The 17335-nt window shown below is 30.0% G+C and carries 16 protein-coding genes; 2 read left to right on the top strand and 14 right to left on the bottom strand.

The window, feature by feature from the left end:
* Positions 1–18: 18 nt before the first annotated feature.
* The 14 genes from ACTG48_RS01735 to purE all read right to left on the bottom strand — a co-directional run bounded on the left by ACTG48_RS01735 (position 19) and on the right by purE (position 15686).
* Positions 19–447, bottom strand: coding sequence for a YaaR family protein (locus ACTG48_RS01735; protein ID WP_479917930.1), 429 nt, complete (start codon positions 445–447; stop codon positions 19–21).
* 8 nt (positions 448–455) lie between these two features.
* On the bottom strand, positions 456–1124 hold the full coding sequence (locus tag ACTG48_RS01730; protein ID WP_479917929.1) for a lytic transglycosylase domain-containing protein: 669 nt from the start codon (positions 1122–1124) through the stop codon (positions 456–458).
* A gap of 38 nt (positions 1125–1162) precedes the next feature.
* Positions 1163–2146: a dTDP-glucose 4,6-dehydratase gene (rfbB, locus tag ACTG48_RS01725; RefSeq protein ID WP_479917928.1), complete on the bottom strand. Its 984-nt coding sequence runs from the start codon at positions 2144–2146 to the stop codon at positions 1163–1165.
* A gap of 37 nt (positions 2147–2183) precedes the next feature.
* Positions 2184–2741, bottom strand: a complete 558-nt coding sequence (gene rfbC, locus ACTG48_RS01720) for a dTDP-4-dehydrorhamnose 3,5-epimerase (protein ID WP_479917927.1) — start codon at positions 2739–2741, stop codon at positions 2184–2186.
* Positions 2742–2792: 51 nt separating this feature from the next.
* The gene (gene rfbA / locus ACTG48_RS01715) at positions 2793–3662 is read right to left on the bottom strand and encodes a glucose-1-phosphate thymidylyltransferase RfbA (RefSeq protein WP_479917926.1); all 870 of its coding nucleotides are present in this window, start codon (positions 3660–3662) and stop codon (positions 2793–2795) included.
* Positions 3663–3786: 124 nt separating this feature from the next.
* On the bottom strand, positions 3787–4644 hold the full coding sequence (gene rfbD / locus ACTG48_RS01710) for a dTDP-4-dehydrorhamnose reductase (protein ID WP_479917925.1): 858 nt from the start codon (positions 4642–4644) through the stop codon (positions 3787–3789).
* A gap of 208 nt (positions 4645–4852) precedes the next feature.
* Positions 4853–8659, bottom strand: a complete 3807-nt coding sequence (locus ACTG48_RS01705) for a phosphoribosylformylglycinamidine synthase (protein ID WP_479917924.1) — start codon at positions 8657–8659, stop codon at positions 4853–4855.
* A gap of 24 nt (positions 8660–8683) precedes the next feature.
* The gene (gene purD, locus ACTG48_RS01700) at positions 8684–9934 is read right to left on the bottom strand and encodes a phosphoribosylamine--glycine ligase (protein ID WP_479917923.1); all 1251 of its coding nucleotides are present in this window, start codon (positions 9932–9934) and stop codon (positions 8684–8686) included.
* A 10-nt stretch (positions 9935–9944) separates the two neighbouring features.
* The gene (gene purH / locus ACTG48_RS01695) at positions 9945–11477 is read right to left on the bottom strand and encodes a bifunctional phosphoribosylaminoimidazolecarboxamide formyltransferase/IMP cyclohydrolase (protein ID WP_479917922.1); all 1533 of its coding nucleotides are present in this window, start codon (positions 11475–11477) and stop codon (positions 9945–9947) included.
* Entirely contained in the window at positions 11470–12063 is a 594-nt protein-coding gene (purN, locus tag ACTG48_RS01690) for a phosphoribosylglycinamide formyltransferase (RefSeq protein WP_054268782.1), read from the bottom strand. The genes purH and purN overlap by 8 nt, the downstream gene beginning before the upstream one ends.
* Positions 12057–13133: a phosphoribosylformylglycinamidine cyclo-ligase gene (gene purM / locus ACTG48_RS01685; protein ID WP_479917921.1), complete on the bottom strand. Its 1077-nt coding sequence runs from the start codon at positions 13131–13133 to the stop codon at positions 12057–12059. Before purM ends, purN begins: the two co-directional genes overlap by 7 nt.
* The gene (gene purF / locus ACTG48_RS01680) at positions 13127–14494 is read right to left on the bottom strand and encodes an amidophosphoribosyltransferase (RefSeq protein ID WP_021382604.1); all 1368 of its coding nucleotides are present in this window, start codon (positions 14492–14494) and stop codon (positions 13127–13129) included. Before purF ends, purM begins: the two co-directional genes overlap by 7 nt.
* An 11-nt stretch (positions 14495–14505) precedes the next feature.
* Positions 14506–15204 (bottom strand): phosphoribosylaminoimidazolesuccinocarboxamide synthase, encoded by a 699-nt coding sequence (gene purC / locus ACTG48_RS01675; protein ID WP_479917920.1) that lies wholly within the window; start codon positions 15202–15204, stop codon positions 14506–14508.
* A 5-nt stretch (positions 15205–15209) separates the two neighbouring features.
* Complete coding sequence (purE, locus tag ACTG48_RS01670) at positions 15210–15686, bottom strand: 5-(carboxyamino)imidazole ribonucleotide mutase (RefSeq protein ID WP_003425290.1); 477 nt, start codon at positions 15684–15686, stop codon at positions 15210–15212.
* 901 nt (positions 15687–16587) lie between these two features.
* On the opposite strand from purE, the gene ACTG48_RS01665 reads away from it, so the two are divergent.
* Positions 16588–16803, top strand: a complete 216-nt coding sequence (locus tag ACTG48_RS01665; protein ID WP_021364155.1) for a hypothetical protein — start codon at positions 16588–16590, stop codon at positions 16801–16803.
* Between the two features lie 5 nt (positions 16804–16808).
* The gene (locus tag ACTG48_RS01660) at positions 16809–17102 is read left to right on the top strand and encodes a spore coat protein (protein ID WP_479917919.1); all 294 of its coding nucleotides are present in this window, start codon (positions 16809–16811) and stop codon (positions 17100–17102) included.
* Positions 17103–17335: the final 233 nt, after the last annotated feature.

Genomic DNA, 17335 nt, shown 5'->3' with positions numbered 1-17335 from the left:
GTTTCTCCTTGTGTAATCTTATCTATACATGTCTATCAACAAGCCTTGTATCATATCAACAGTAGAAACAATATCTATATTTTCTTTTTCTTCACTAAGTAACTCACTAGTCATCTCTTCAAGTTTATTATCAACAATCTTTACATTCTTATAATACTGATGCTCCCAAAAACTACTATTTTTATCAAGTGAATACATGTTATCTACGACAGATTTTAGATATTCTTTTACAGCATTTTTATAACTATTAATATCTCCATAATTTTGAGTAAGTACAAGCCTTTCACCAGCCTTTTTTACACTTTCTAAATTTCTTTTTATATCATCTAATGAAGAAGATTGTTTTACAAAGTTTAGGCTGTCAGAAAACTTATTTTTTTCCTTTGTTTTCTTAACCTCTATATTTCTACTTGGACTTATATTTAGCTTATCTATATTTATACCCATGATAAATCCTACCCTCTATAATATTTCATAACTTTAGGAATATAATTTTGTGTTTCTTTTGGCATTTTATACAAATCTGAAATAGATTCTACCCCTCTACTTTTCATCCTTCCAGGACCACCATTATATGCCATCAGTCCCATTTCTATGCTACCTCCAAACATATCTATATATTCTTTAATATGTCTAGTTCCTGCATCTATATTTTGTTCTATATTAAAAGGGTCTGTAACACCCAAGTCTCTGCAATTTTCTGGCATAAGTTGCATAAGACCCTTAGCTCCAGCAGAAGAAACTGTATTGGGATTAAAATCTGATTCAACTTTAATTATTGCTTTTATAAGATTCGAATCTACATTGTATTTTTTTGATGCTTGCTCTAAAGCATTTTCAATTCTTGTCTTTACACTTTTATCTTTTGTATCAACATCTATAAATCTACTAGTTGTATTATTTACTACATTATCAAGCTCATTAAATAACTTTTCAGAACTAGATAATAAATTGTATACATTAGAAGTCTGTTGATTATTTTGTGATATTGCTTTTAATAAGGTCATCATAATCATGTCAAACCCAGATGAATTATTATATGTACAGTTACACTGATTTGCAGTGTTGCTACCAGATAATTGACTCAATGCCAATAGATTAATTAGTGAACTTATATCATTCAATATAAAACTCCCCTTTCTAAATTTTATAAACTTCAAAATTAAACTGATAAAATAGCTTTCCACCAATATTCATGTTCTACATACCATTTAACCGTTTCTTTTATGCCTAAATCAAAATCATATTTTGCCTTCCAACCTAGCTCATTCTCTATTTTAGATGGGTCAATAGCATATCTTAAATCATGACCAGGTCTATCATTTACATAGGATATTAAATCCTCAGATTTACCTAAAAGATTTAATATACTCTTTACTACCTCTATATTACTTCTTTCATTATGACCACCTATATTATAAACCTCACCAATTTTTCCTTTATGTATTATTAAATCTATAGCAGTACAATGGTCGTATACATGCAACCAGTCTCTTATATTTTCCCCATTACCGTATACTGGCAATTGTTTGTCTTCAAGAGCATTTAAAATCATAAGTGGAATCAATTTTTCAGGAAAATGATATGGTCCATAATTATTAGAGCACCTAGATATAGTTGTTGGAAGTCCATATGTCCTGTAGTAAGAACTTACCAATAAGTCTGCAGCTGCCTTAGATGCTGAGTAAGGTGAGCTTGGGTTAATAGCTGATTTTTCTGTAAAAAATAAATCCTTTCTATTAATTGGCAAATCACCATAAACTTCATCTGTAGAAATTTGATGATACCTTTTTATTCCATACTTTCTGGATGCATCTAAAAGTACTTGTGTTCCCATAACATTTGTTTGGATAAATAGCTGTGGATTTTCAACTGATCTATCCACATGAGATTCAGCAGCAAAGTTAACAACTATATCAAATTTTTCTTCTTCAAATAGTTTATAAACCTGCTCCTTGTTTGAGATGTCTCCTTTGACAAATTTATAATTTGGCTTATCTTGTATTTCTCTTAGTGTTTCCAAATTACCAGCATATGTTAATAAATCTAAATTAACAATAAAATAATCTACATACTTATTGAGTATATAATGTGCAAAGTTACTCCCAATAAAGCCTGCTCCTCCAGTTATTAATATTTTTTTCATATTTTCTCTCCCAAATGTCAATTCTCATAAACTTTTATTAAAGTTCCATACAAATATCTTTAAAATCCTTATGGTTTTTATCCTTTGATGACAAAAATATCTCTTCAATCCCTTTTAAAGGCCAGTCAATAGATACATACTTATCATTCCACATAAAACCCATTTCAAATTCTGGATAATAATAATTTGTACACTTATAACTAAATATAGCTTTGTCTGATAAAACTAAAAAACCATGAGCGAAACCTTCTGGAATATAAAATTGCCTTTTATTTTTATCAGACAATATTACTCCTTGCCACTTTCCAAATGTCTGTGAATGTTTTCTTAAATCAACTGCAACGTCAAAAACTTCGCCCTCTGTAACTCTAACTAATTTTCCTTGAGGATACTTATTTTGAAAATGCATGCCTCTTAAAACACCTTTTCTAGAGCTGGATTCATTATCTTGAACAAAACACATATCAAGTCCAAACTCCAAAAACTCCTTCTTATTATAACTTTCCATAAAATATCCTCTGTCATCATAAAATGCATTTGGCTCAACTATATATAAGCCTTCTATTTCTGTCTTTATAAAATTGAATTTTCCCATTATAATAAACTCCCTTAGTAAAATAAAATTAGTAATAAATTTTATGTAATACTACATATCTTCTCTAGCTAAGTTTAATAGATACTGGCCATACTCAGTTTTTATCAGTGGCTTGGATAGTTCTATTAATTCCTCTCTACTTATATACCCTTTTGTATATGCAATTTCCTCTAGACATGCTATATATAATCCCTGTCTTGTTTGAACTACTTCAACATAATTAGAAGCATCCAATAAACCCTTATGTGTGCCTGTATCCAACCAAGCCATACCTCTTCCTAAAAGTTCTACTTTTAGTTTTCCTCGTTTTAAATACTCATTGTTAATAGAAGTTATTTCTAATTCACCCCTATATGATGGCTTGGTAAGCTTTGCTATTTCCACAACATCATTGTCATAAAAATACAATCCTGGTATGGCATAATTGGATTTAGGTATCTTAGGTTTCTCTTCTATTGATAATACATTGAAATCTTTATCAAATTCTACAACACCAAACGAATTCGGATTGCTAACATGATAACCAAATATAGTTGCTCCATCCCTTTTGACTGCATTTTCTAATCTTTCACTAAATCCATATCCATAAAATATATTATCGCCTAGTACAAGGCAAACACTATCATTTCCTATAAATTCTTCTCCTATTATAAATGCTTCAGCAATTCCATTTGGTTTTTCCTGAATTTCATATGTTATTTTAAGCCCTAATGAACTTCCATCTTCAAACAAATCCTGAAACGCTGTTATATCTCTTGGTGTAGATATTATGAGTATTTCTTGTATCCCTGCCAACATAAGAACTGACATAGGATAATATATCATTGGTTTGTCGTATATAGGAAGTGTTTGTTTTGATATACATTTTGTTATTGGGTATAGTCTTGTCCCAGATCCTCCTGCTAAAATAATTCCTTTCATATTTATTCCATCCTTAAATTTGTTTTTGTTATATTATGATTATCGGATAAATAAAAGAAATATTTATATTTTATGTAATATCTTATTTTATTTTCTAAAAATAGTATGTTTACCTTATATTGATTTAATGTTTCTTTAAATACTCTTCAATAGACTCCTCCCACTTCCTAAACGAATTCAATCCAATTAATTTCAACATAAAATTATCTAGTACAGAATATGCTGGCCTTTGAGCTTTGCTTTTAAAATCTTCACTTTTAATTGGATTTACTTTTATATCTATATTTTTTAATTCAAATATCTTTTTAGCAAAATCATACCAACTACACTCACCTTCACATGTAGCATGATAAACTCCATAATTATCTGTTTCCATAAGATTTATTATAGCCTTTGATAAGTCCACAGTGCTTGTTGGACTTCCAAATTGGTCATCAACCACACTAATTTCTTTATTTTCTACAGATAGCCTTATCATAGTCTTCACAAAATTATTTCCATCACCATATAACCATGCTGTTCTCAATATAAAGTATTTATGTGAGAATCTTTGCACAAAGTTTTCTCCCATTAGTTTACTACTTCCATACACAGAATTGGGCTCAGTTTTATTGTCTTCTCTATATGGGTACTTAGAAAGACCATCGAATACATAGTCAGTTGATATATGTACAAATTTGGCATTTACTTTTTCTGATGCTATTGCTAAATTTTTAACTCCTAAAGCATTCATTTTGTATGCAGTTTCTATATTGTCTTCACATTCATCAACTTTTGAGTATGCTGCACAGTTTATCACTATATCAGGCTTATTATCCGAAATAAAACTATCCACGTTAGTTTGATTAGATATATCCAAATCATCCCTTGTCGTGGCTAATGTGTCATACTTTGGTTGATCTATACTTTGATTGATTGATTTTAATTGATTGACCAATTCTCTTCCTAATTGACCATTAGACCCTGTTATTAATACTTTCATTGATTATGTTTGCCCTCCAATAAATATTTAACTTCTCTTAGTAATTAATTATAACATATCTTATTTTTTAACCTAGATATAATACATCTTATTTTTTATGTAAATAAAAAAGAGATGTATTATTAGATGATTATCATCATATTATTACATCTCCTTAATTTCAGATATCTAAAATATATATTGTAATTTTATATTAATTCTTAAAATCTTATCTAAAATACTTAACTCCAGATTCAAATATCATTTGGTCTTTTTCACCTATGATATTCTTATATACTGCCTCACCAATTCTCTCAGAATGTCCCATCTTACCAAACACTCTACCATCAACACTAGTTATACCTTCAACAGCATAGAATGAACCATTTGGATTAAATTCAATATCATAAGTAGCCTCATTATTAAAATCAACATATTGAGTTGCTACTTGTCCATTAGCAATTAATTCTCTCATAACTTCTTCACTAGCAACAAATTTACCTTCTCCATGAGAAACTGCTATATTGTGAATATCACCAACATTAGTTTGAGCCAGCCAAGGAGACTTATTAGAAGAAATTCTAGTTCTAGCAATCTTAGCTTGATGACGACCAATATTGTTGTAAGTAAGTGTTGGTGCATTTTCACTTTGAACTCTTATTTCCCCATATGGAACTAATCCTAATTTGATTAATACCTGGAATCCATTACAAATACCTAGCATTAGACCATCTTTTTTAGTTAAAAACTCATTTATAGCTTCTTGTACTCTAGGATTTCTAAATACAGTAGCTATAAATTTACCAGAACCATCTGGCTCATCACCTGCACTAAATCCACCTGGTAACATTATTATTTGAGAAGATTTTATCTCATTTACTATTGTATCTATAGAATCTTCTATATCTTTATAAGTTAAATTCTTGAATACTCTTATATTTGCATTAGCTCCTGCTCTTTCAAATGCTCTTGCAGAATCATATTCACAGTTTGTTCCAGGGAATGCTGGTATAAATACTCTTGGAGTAGCTATACTTAATGATGATTTTTTAGCCTCCCCTTGTGATATATAACTTATAGTCTCTATTTTTGATTTTACTTCTTCTGCTTTAGTTGGGAATATAGGCTCTAAAGTACTACAATGTGCTTTATATAATTCATCTAATGAAAGTTCTTCACCTTTGATGAATAAACTAGCTTCTTTAACTGTACTTCCAAGAACCATGTAATTATATCCATCTAAAATACTTAAATCATCATTTGCTAATTCAAGTACTATATTTCCATAACTAGCCTCAAATAATTTATCATCTGTAAGTGCCTTTTCAGCTTCTTCACTAAACTTAAATCCTACTTTATTACCAAAAGACATTTTACTTATTGCTTCACCAACACCTGCAAATCCTAATGCATATGTTGATAAAACTTTATTTCCATGTATAAGTTCTCTTACTTTATCCAAGTTTTTCTTTAATTCTTCAAAATCTATAACATCATTTTCTGATTTATTTACACATAACATTACTACTTTTGAGTCTGCTTTTTTAAATTCTGGAGATACTACTTTTCTAGCATCTACTGTATCAACAGCAAATGAAACTAATGTTGGCGGAACTTCAATATCTTTAAATGTACCAGACATACTGTCTTTTCCACCTATAGCAGGTATCTCAAATTTACTTTGTGCATAGAATGCTCCTAAAAGTGCTGAGAATGGTTTACCCCATTTTTTTGGATTGTTACCAAGTTTCTCAAAATACTCTTGGAATGTAAGTCTTGTTGTACTGTAATTTCCTCCAATAGCAACCAATTTACACACAGATTCTACTACTGCATATAAAGCACCATGGAATGGACTCCATTTTCCTACCTTTGGATTGTATCCATAAGTCATTATTGTAGAAGTATTAGTTTCTCCACCAAGTACTGGTATCTTAGCAACCATACCTTGAGTTGGAGTAGCTTGGTACTTTCCACCAAATGGCATAAGTACTGTATTGCCACCAATTGTATTATCAAACATCTCAACTAATCCTTTTTGAGAACAAACATTAAGGTCAGATAATACTTTTGTAAATTTATCTTTCATACTTGCACATTTAACGTCTTTTACTACTTCATTAGAGTTAAAGAATGTATTTTCTTCATCTACTTTAGTAACATGGACATCAGTAGTTTGTTTTACTCCATTCGTATCCAAAAACTCTCTATTTATATCTACAATTGCTTTTCCATTCCAGAACATTCTTAAATATCCTGTATCAGTTACTGTAGCTACATGTGTAGCTTCTAAGTTTTCTTCTACTGCTAATTGTATAAATTTATCTTTATTTTCTTTTTTTATAGCCACAGCCATACGCTCTTGTGATTCTGAAATTGAAAGTTCAGTTCCATCAAGTCCATCGTACTTTTTAGGCACTAAATCTAAGTTTATGTCCAAACTATCAGCAATCTCACCTATAGCCACACAAACTCCACCTGCTCCAAAGTCATTACATCTTTTTATCATTTGAGCAACTTCTTTATTTCTAAAGAATCTTTGTATTTTTCTTTCGTTAGGAGCATCTCCTTTTTGAACTTCTGCACTACAAGTTAATATTGATTCTTCACTATGCTCTTTAGATGAACCAGTTGCTCCTCCACAACCATCTCTTCCTGTTTTTCCTCCAAGAAGAACTATTACATCTCCTGCTTCTGGTCTTTCTCTTACTACATTTTCTTTTGGTGCTGCTGCTATAACTGCGCCTATTTCCATTCTCTTTGCAACGAAGTTTTCATCATATACTTCTGCAACTTGTCCAGTTGTAAGACCTATCTGGTTACCATATGAACTATAACCATGAGCAGCTTCTGTAGTAATTTTTCTCTGCATAAGTTTTCCAGGTAAAGTATCCTCTAAAGTTGTTCTTGGGTCAGCACTTCCTGTAACACGCATTGCTTGGTAAACATAACTTCTTCCTGATAATGGGTCTCTTATAGCTCCACCTAGACAAGTAGCTGCTCCACCAAATGGTTCTATTTCAGTTGGATGGTTATGAGTTTCATTTTTAAACATTACTAAATATTTTTCCATCTTACCATCAACTTCAACATCTACATTTATACTACATGCATTTATCTCTTCACTTTCATCTAGGTCATTTAATTTTCTATTTTTCTTTAATTCTTTTACTGCAACTGTAGCTATATCCATCAAACATATATCTTTATGTCTGTTCACATATACATTGTCTCTTGAGTTAAGATACATTTGATACGCTTCTTTTACTATATCATTAAACTTACCATCTTCTATCTTTACATTTTCTATTTCAGTCATAAAAGTAGTGTGTCTACAATGATCAGACCAGTAAGTATCTAGAACTTTTATTTCTGTTATAGTTGGATTTCTTTTTTCTGTATCTTTAAAATATTTTTGAACGTGTTGTAAGTCTCCTAAAGTCATTGCTAATCCTTTTTCACTTACAAATGTTTTTAGTCCATCTTCATCTAAATCTATAAACCCATCTAATACTTCAACTGTTGTTGGTATTTCAGTTTCCATTTTTAATGTTTCTGGTTTTTCTAAAGATGCTTCTCTACTATCTACTGGATTTATACAGTAATCTTTTATTTTAGAAAACTCTTCATCAGTTACTTGACCTGATAATATATAAACCTTTGCTGTATTAATAGCAGGTCTTACACCTTGATTTACGATTTGGATACATTGAGCTGCCCAATCACCTCTTTGGTCATATTGACCAGGAAGAAATTCTATCGCAAATACTCTTTCACCATTTAACTCTGGTATTTCTTCATAATATACTACATCTAGATTCGGTTCAGAAAATATTGTTTTTGCTGCATTTTCATAAACTTTTTCTGATATTCCCTCTACATCATATCTATTTAATATTCTTAAATTTTCTATATTGCTTATGTGTAAACTTTCTAACAAGTCTTTTTTTAAAGCTTTAGCCTCAAGGTCAAAACCTTCTCTTTTTTCAACTAGTACTCTTCTAACCATTGAGTCTTTATTTTCAGTATTCAACATACCTTATCCTCCATTTTAGAAAAATTATCTTCCTATGTCTGTTCTATAGTGCATTCCTTCAAAGTTTATTTTCTTTATATTCTCATAAACTTTTTCTGCTGCGTCCTTAACTGTAGTTGATTTTGCAGTTATACCAATTACTCTTCCTCCATTAGTAACTAAATTACCATCAAGCATCTTAGTACCACTGTGGAATACTACTATATCATCATCCAGGTTTTCAAGACCAGTTATAATTTTTCCTTTTTCATAACTGTCTGGATACCCTCCTGATGTAAGCATAACACATACTGCTTCATCATCACTATAATTTATTTCTATATCTTTTAATTTATTATCCAATATAGCTTCCATTATCTCATGTAAATCTGTTTCTAGTCTAAATAAAACAGATTGTGTCTCAGGGTCTCCAAATCTTACATTGTATTCAAGTACTTTCTCTCCATCTTCAGTTATCATAAGACCAACAAATAAAATACCTTTAAAGTTAAGACCATCTTTTTTGAATCCTTCTAAAGTTTTTTCTAATACTGTCTCTTTTACTTTATTTGCTAATTCTTCTGTATATATTTCACTAGGTGAAAAAGTTCCCATTCCACCAGTATTTGGCCCTTGTTCATAATTATTTACTTTCTTATGGTCTTTTGCACTTGCCATAGGAACTATTGTGTCATTGTCTACAAATGCCAAGATTGAAGTCTCTATTCCTTTTAAGAACTCTTCAATTACTATTTTATCTCCAGCAGCTCCAAACTTCTTATCTGACATCATTTCTTTTAAAGTTGCTATAGCATCTTCTCTATTTTCAGGTATTACAACACCTTTTCCAGCAGCTAATCCGTCCGCTTTTATTACTACTGGATATCCAAAGCTATCTATTTCTGATATAGCTTCTTCTAAGTTTGTATATTCTTTATATTTTGCAGTAGGTATGTTATGTTTTATCATAAAATCTTTTGAAAAAGCTTTACTTCCTTCAAGTTGAGCACATTTTTTATTAGGCCCAAAAACTCTTAGACCTTCCTTTTCAAACTCATCTACTATACCCATAACTAGTGGTACTTCTGGCCCTACTATTGTAAGACCTATTTCATTTTCTTTTGCAAATTTTAAAAGTTCTTCTATATTAGTATCACTTATATTTACACATTCTGCTACATTTGCAATTCCTGCATTACCTGGCGCGCAATAAACTTTATCTATATTCTTTTCTTTGCTTAGTTTCCAGCATATAGCATGCTCTCTTCCGCCACCGCCTACAACCAATATCTTCATAATATCCTCCTTAGTGTTTGAAGTGTCTTATTCCTGTAAATACCATAACCATATCATACTTATCACAAGCTTCTATTGAATCTTTATCCTTTATAGAACCACCTGGTTGAACTACTGCTGATATTCCATATTCATGAGCTAATGTTACACAATCATCAAATGGGAAAAATGCATCTGATGCTAAAACAGCTCCTGTAAAATCTTTATCTTTGTTGTTTTCAAGAGCATTTTTTAATGCCCAAATTCTTGATGTTTGCCCACAACCTAAAGCTAAAGTTTGACCATTTTTTACTATCGCAATTGCATTTGATTTCATATTTTTTACTACTCTCATACCAAATTCCATATCCTTAAGTTGCTCGTCTGTTGGTTTTGCTTTTGTTACATTCTCACTTTTTTCTGCTAAAGTACTATTTCTATCTTGTATTAATAATTTTCCATCTAAATATTTCATTTCATATGGTTGTAAACTATCTTCTATCTTAGCTAATTTTAGTATTCTTAAATTTTTCTTTTGTTTAAGTACCTCTAAAGCTTCTGGCTCAAAATCATATGCTACTACTATCTCTAAGAATATTTCATTTAATTTCTCTGCTGTAGCTTTGTCTACAGTAGAAGTTATTCCTACTATTCCACCAAATATTGAAACTTTATCTGCTTCATAACATTTTGTATATGCTTCAAAAGCATCTTTACCTAATCCCACTCCACATGAATTAGCATGTTTTATAGCTACTGAAACTACTTCTTCGCTATCTTTAAATTCTCTCATTACTTCTAAACATCCATGTAAATCGTTTAAGTTGTTAAAAGAAAGTTCTTTACCGCCTAATTGTTCATAATTTAAGATTGGATTTTTTGCATTTGATTGTGAATATAAGAAACCATTTTGATGTGGATTTTCTCCATATCTTAAAGTTTGTTCTTTTTGGAAAGTTAAATTTAATATGTCAGGATATGTATCTCCAACTTCTCCAGCAAAATAACTAGATATTAACGCATCATATCTTCCTGTAGTTGAGAAAGCTTTATATGATAATTTTTTTCTGTCTTCTAATGTCATTGTGTCTGTTTTTAATTTTTCTATTATAGAATCATAATCTTTTATATCTACTACTACTATTACATCTTTATAGTTTTTAGCAGCAGAACGTATCATAGATGGACCGCCAATGTCTATGTTTTCTATCATTTCATCATGGCTTTTTCCAGCCTTTAAAGTTCCTTCAAAATCATATAGATTTACAGCTACTAAATCTATTGAATGTATTTTGTGTTCATTTACAGTTTCCACATGAGATTCTTTATCTCTTTTGTAAAGTATCCCACCATGTATATATGGATTTAATGTTTTTACTCTTCCATCCAATATTTCTGGGAAGTTTGTAACATCTTCAACTTGCATTACATTAATTCCATTTTCTTTTAATGTCTTGAAAGTATTTCCTGTAGATATAATTTCATAATCTAGCTTATTTAACTCTTTAGCAAATTCTACTACACCTGTCTTATCAGTTACACTTATTAAAGCTCTCTTACTCATTTATAAACACTCTCCTACCTTGAAGTTTTAATTTATTTTCACAAAAAAGACTCAAACTTTCTATTAAAATCCTATGTTCAACTTCTAACACTCTTTTTGCAAGTGTCTTTGCATCATCATCTTGATTAACCTTAACTACATCTTGCATTATAATTGGTCCAGTATCAGCACCCTCGTCAACAAAATGAACTGTAGCTCCAGTTACTTTGGCTCCATAATCTATAACACCTTGATGAACTCTTTCTCCGTAAAATCCAGCTCCACAGAATGAAGGAATTAATGATGGATGTATGTTTATCATTTTGTTTCTAAACTCATTAACCAGCTTTGGGCTGATTATTTTTAAATAACCAGCCAAAACTACTAAATCTATTTTATTTTCTTTAAGAATTTCTATTATCTTGTCTTCATTAGTTTCACAAATTGCCTTTATGTTATGATTTTTAGCTCTCTCTAAGCCATAAGCATCTTGCTTACTTGAGATAACTACTTTAACCTGACCTTTTATTTTTCCAGATTCAGTTCCATCTATAACTGCTTGTAAATTTGTTCCCCCACCAGATATTAAAACTCCTATATTTAACATAATTCTACACCTTCATGACTCTCTACTACTTCACCAATTATATATGCTTTATCTTCTAATAATTCACTGTATTTTTTATCTACATAAGCAGCATTGTCATTTTCTCTATTGTTTATAAAGTCTACAACATTGTTAGCATCTTCTTTATTTACTATTAAAACTAGTCCAATACCCATGTTGAAACTTTTGTGAAGTTCTCTCTCATCAACAGCATTAAAATCTTCTATCATTTTAAATATAGGAGGCTTCTGCCAAGATTTTTTATTGATGTCTAATCCTAATCCTTTAGGTATAACCCTTGTTATGTTTTCTATAAGCCCTCCACCAGTTATGTGAGCTATAGCTTTTATATCATGTTTAGCTAATACATCTAAAGCTAATTTAACATATATTTTAGTTGGTGTTAAAAGCGCTTCCCCAACTGTCATTCCTAGTTCTTCAACATATTGTTCCATCTTGTAGTTGTAAGTTTCTAAAAATATCTTTCTTATAAAAGAAAATCCATTACTGTGTACTCCACTTGAAGATATACCAACTAATACATCTCCTGATTTAACATCATTTCCAGAAACAATCTTTTCTTTGTCTGCTATACCTACAGAGAATCCTGCTAAATCATAATCATCATCTCCATACATACCAGGCATCTCAGCAGTTTCTCCACCAATTAGTGCACAACCAGACATTTTACAACCATCTGCAATTCCACCAACTATTTTTTCTATATGCTCAGGAACTAATTTCCCAAGAGCTATATAATCAAGGAAAAATAATGGCTTTGCTCCTTGGCAAATTAAATCATTTACACACATTGCAACTAAATCTATTCCAACAGTATCATGATTGTCCATCATTTGAGCTATTTTTAACTTAGTCCCAACACCATCTGTAGATGCAAGCAAAACTGGTTCTTTCATTCCCACAAAATCTTTTAAACTGTATAATCCACTAAAGTTACCTAAATCTCCAACTACATTTCCATCATAAGTTCCTTTTATTTTACCTTTTATAAGGTCTACTGCTCTATTTCCTTCATCTATATCTACACCTGATTCTTTATATGTTAACATGAAAGTAATTCCTCCTTATCAATTTTCTTAACTGGGTATTCTCCATCAAAACAAGCTTTACAGAAAGTAGACTTGTGCTCTGCTGCATCTAACATTCCTTCTATATCTAGGAATTTTAGACTATCACATCCAATATATTCTCTCATTTCTTCTACATTGTTACTTGATGCAATTAATTTAGAACGATTTGGAGTATCTATTCCATAATAACAAGAGTAAGCTACTGGAGGAGATGTTATTCTAAGATGAATTTCTTTTGCTCCTGCTTCTCTTAAAGATTTTACTAACTGTTTAGATGTAGTTCCTCTTACAATTGAGTCATCTACTAAAATTATAGATTTTCCTTTTATTATTGTTGAAAGAGGGTTCAATTTTATTTTTACTGCTATTTCTCTTTCTTCTTGTGTAGGTTTTATAAATGTTCTTCCTACATATCTATTTTTAACTAAGCCTTCACTTATTTTTAATCCACTAGCATTTGCATAACCAATAGCTCCTGGCCAACCTGAATCTGGAACTGGAACTACCATATCTGCATTTACATTTTCATTTTGAGCTAATCTTTCACCACATTTAATTCTAAATTCATATGCATTTACATTGTCTATAGTTGCATCGTTTCTTGCAAAGTATATGTGTTCAAATATACAACTCTTCTTAACCGGCTTATAATTTTCTGAATAAAAATATGATTTTAATTCTCCATCTTTAACTATTATTATTTCCCCTGGCTCTACATCTCTTATAACTTCTCCGCCAAGTATGTCTATTGCACAATTTTCTGATGCAAATATATATTCATCGCCCTTTTTACCAAGTACAAGAGGTCTGAATCCATGTGGGTCTCTAACTGCAACCAATTCTTCCTGACTCATTATTACAAGAGCATATGCACCTTTGATATAATCCATAGTCATTTTTAAACTTTCTACTATATCACCTTTGTAATATCTTGCAAGTATATATAAAATCACTTCTGTATCTGAATTAGTTTGGAACATATATCCATCTTCTTCTAACATGTCTTTTAAATAATTTGCATTAACTAGATTTCCATTATGAGCTATGGCTAATTGTCTTTTTCTACAACTTCCAACTAAAGGTTGACAGTTTGAAACATGACTTCCCCCAGCTGTTGAATATCTAACATGTCCAATACCTATATTTCCTTTTAACTTAGATAGTTCACTTTCTTTAAAAACATCTCCAACTAATCCCATATCTTTTTTGTACTTAATTTCTCCATCATCCAAAAGAGCTAAACCACAGCTTTCTTGCCCTCTGTGTTGCATAGAATATAAAGAATAATATAGTTCTTTAGTTACATCTTTATTAGAGTAAATCCCTAAAACTCCACACATACATTTGCCTCCTATTTATTATTCATTCTTGAAAGTACTTCCGTATAACCTTCTACAAGGTCTCCAAGGTCTCTTCTAAATCTGTCCTTATCTAACTTTTCATTTGTATTTACATCCCAAAGTCTACAAGTGTCTGGTGATACTTCATCTGCCAATATTATGTTTCCTTCTGAATCTTTACCAAATTCTATTTTAAAGTCAACTAACTTTAGGTTTAATTTTAAGAAAAATGCTTTTAGTAATTCATTTATTTTTAAAGTTTCTTCTCTTAAGAATTTTAATTCTTCTCTAGTTGCTAATTTCATTGCTACTGCATAATCATCATTTAACATTGGGTCTCCATAAGCATCGTTTTTGTAGCTTATTTCAAAGATTGGCTCATCGAAAACTTCACCTTCTTCAAGACCAACTCTTTTGCAAATAGAGCCCGCAGCAATATTTCTTACTATTACCTCTAATGGTAAAATCTCTACTTTTTTAACTAGCATTTCTCTATCTGATAAACTTTTTATAAAGTGTGTATTTATATTATTTTCTTTTAACATTTCAAAGATTATTGTTGATATCTTATTGTTTAGTATACCTTTTGAAGATATTTCTGCTTTTTTTTCTCCATTAAATGCTGTTGCATCATCTTTATAATAAACAACATATTCATTTTCATTATCTGTAGAGTATACTTGTTTTGCTTTTCCTTCATATAATAACATTTCTGCTACCCCCTTAAATTCTTGTCGTCTTCTAGCACCTTTTGTGCCATCTCTTCTCTATATGATTTCAAATCCTCTTTTAATTTTGGGTATTTTAAAGTCATTATCTGTAATGCCAATAAAGCTGCGTTTAAACCTAAATCTATTGTAACTGTCGCAACTGGTATTCCTTTTGGCATTTGAACTATTGATAAAAGTGAGTCTAGTCCGTCCATAGTTGATGATTTAATAGGTAATCCTATTACAGGAATTAGTGTTTGTGAAGCTATTACACCTGGTAAATGTGCTGCCTTTCCTGCTGCTGCTATTATTACATCAGTATCATCTTCTATTTCTTTTAGGAATATTGAAAGTTGTTCTGGTGTTCTATGAGCAGATAATGCTCTTGCTACAACTTCTATTCCATATTTTTCAAGTAGTTTTATCCCTTCTTCTAATTTTGGATAATCTGATTTTGAACCCATAACTACTGCTACTTTCATTAGACTTCCCCTCTCCGTTTATAAGTTATTTTACATTTCAAATCATTCGTATCATTATACGAATTATACACCTTAAATTTTATATTAATATACATATATTATCAACTCTTTTTTGAAATTTTTTAAAAAAAATATTTCTTGTATTTTTTTCATTCGCCCTGTGTCGAACTATATTTATATTTTTTTGTTAAAATAAAAAATGGATAGTCTCAAGATTGATTTTTTTAATCAACTTTTAAATTTAACTCCTTTTTTGAATTTTTATATATTATTTTTTATTACTTCTTTTTTACCTTATCAACTATTTTTTAAAAGAATGCTGTTAAATATCATAATATAAACCTTCTTTTCTAATATTATTTATATATTAGTTAACAATAAATCGTTTTTTAGAGATGGCAACAGACTCATGATTATCAAATACTACTGAATCATATTTAACTTCATTCATTTGTATAATTATAGTCATTTCTTTTTTAACTATGTCATCGTTTCCGTAAACATCTCAAGCCTCACTAGGATATTGCTCCATTGTCTTAAACCATCTGACTCATAAAAATCTACTAATGTCATATTATTTTCTTTTTTCTTTATTTATTTTTTAAGCTATATTATATGTAACTTCTCCATGTAAGTCTATAGTTGCTAATATATTGATTTCAGTTGTTTCCTTCTTTTAGGATTCGTACACGATGTAGATATCATTAGTATTGATATTAAACATAAACTTAATACTTTGGTTTTATTTTTAAAATTCATTTTATCCTCCTAAAAAATTTTATGAGTTGATTAAAATTTGATATAAATAGAATATAAGATACTGTAAAAAAATGTTATGGTTATTTCATTAAAAAGGAAGACATAATATTAAAGAATAAATTACAATATAGGAGATGATTAAATGAGAATACTTTCAGAAACTGAAAAAATATCTTTAGCAGCTGTTATAAAAATGGAATCTGATGGATTACTTATGCAAAGAGCAATAAATATGTTAATATCAGATGAAGACCTAAAAAGACAATCAGAATCTAGTATATTAGCAACAGAAGGAAGAATTAAAGCTATGCAACAATTTATAGTTGAAAATGAAATACTAATTTCTGAGGAGGTATAAACAATATGAGAAATATGATAGAAAATCTAATTAAAAACAATACTTACATAGACGATAAAGTAATAATATTAAGTATGCTTGCATCTTCTAAAGCATCTGCTAATATGTACCTTAACTCTGCATTAACAAGTAGTACCCCTGAATTGAGAGCTATATATTCAGCTTCACTAACTCAAATGGTTGAAGGTCATACAGCACTTACAGAATTAAGTATTAATAAAGGATGGGTTAAGCCATACGACAAGCCTATTCAACAGTTAACATGTAGTTATAAGGAATCTCAAAACGTTATCGATTAGGCTAAATAAAATATATTCCTAATTATTTAACTTTAACTAGATAATAAAAAAGAGATATCTCAAAATAAAAATTTGAGTATCTCATTTTTTGTACAAGAAAAGAAAATAGTTTACCGAAAAATCTTTTTTATTAAATTTGATATATAGAAATTCTTACTACCTAAATTCAGTAGTTCTATTTTAAAAGTAGAATGTTTATTAAAATAAAATAAACTGTATCTATTTAATATCTA

The organism is Clostridioides sp. LIBA-6822 (assembly GCF_056688955.1).
This window is presented reverse-complemented; position numbering and strand designations above follow the sequence as displayed.

Bases quoted from the DNA above. Each gene is read 5' to 3' on its own strand.
- ACTG48_RS01735 (WP_479917930.1), bottom strand. From the start codon at position 447: ATGGGTATAAATATAGATAAGCTAAATATAAGTCCAAGTAGAAATATA.
- rfbB (WP_479917928.1), bottom strand. From the start codon at position 2,146: ATGAAAAAAATATTAATAACTGGAGGAGCAGGCTTTATTGGGAGTAAC.
- rfbC (WP_479917927.1), bottom strand. From the start codon at position 2,741: ATGGGAAAATTCAATTTTATAAAGACAGAAATAGAAGGCTTATATATA.
- rfbA (WP_479917926.1), bottom strand. From the start codon at position 3,662: ATGAAAGGAATTATTTTAGCAGGAGGATCTGGGACAAGACTATACCCA.
- rfbD (WP_479917925.1), bottom strand. From the start codon at position 4,644: ATGAAAGTATTAATAACAGGGTCTAATGGTCAATTAGGAAGAGAATTG.
- ACTG48_RS01705 (WP_479917924.1), bottom strand. From the start codon at position 8,659: ATGTTGAATACTGAAAATAAAGACTCAATGGTTAGAAGAGTACTAGTT.
- purD (WP_479917923.1), bottom strand. From the start codon at position 9,934: ATGAAGATATTGGTTGTAGGCGGTGGCGGAAGAGAGCATGCTATATGC.
- purH (WP_479917922.1), bottom strand. From the start codon at position 11,477: ATGAGTAAGAGAGCTTTAATAAGTGTAACTGATAAGACAGGTGTAGTA.
- purN (WP_054268782.1), bottom strand. From the start codon at position 12,063: ATGTTAAATATAGGAGTTTTAATATCTGGTGGGGGAACAAATTTACAA.
- purM (WP_479917921.1), bottom strand. From the start codon at position 13,133: ATGTTAACATATAAAGAATCAGGTGTAGATATAGATGAAGGAAATAGA.
- purF (WP_021382604.1), bottom strand. From the start codon at position 14,494: ATGTGTGGAGTTTTAGGGATTTACTCTAATAAAGATGTAACTAAAGAA.
- purC (WP_479917920.1), bottom strand. From the start codon at position 15,204: ATGTTATTATATGAAGGAAAAGCAAAACAAGTATACTCTACAGATAAT.
- purE (WP_003425290.1), bottom strand. From the start codon at position 15,686: ATGAAAGTAGCAGTAGTTATGGGTTCAAAATCAGATTATCCAAAATTA.
- ACTG48_RS01665 (WP_021364155.1), top strand. From the start codon at position 16,588: ATGAGAATACTTTCAGAAACTGAAAAAATATCTTTAGCAGCTGTTATA.
- ACTG48_RS01660 (WP_479917919.1), top strand. From the start codon at position 16,809: ATGAGAAATATGATAGAAAATCTAATTAAAAACAATACTTACATAGAC.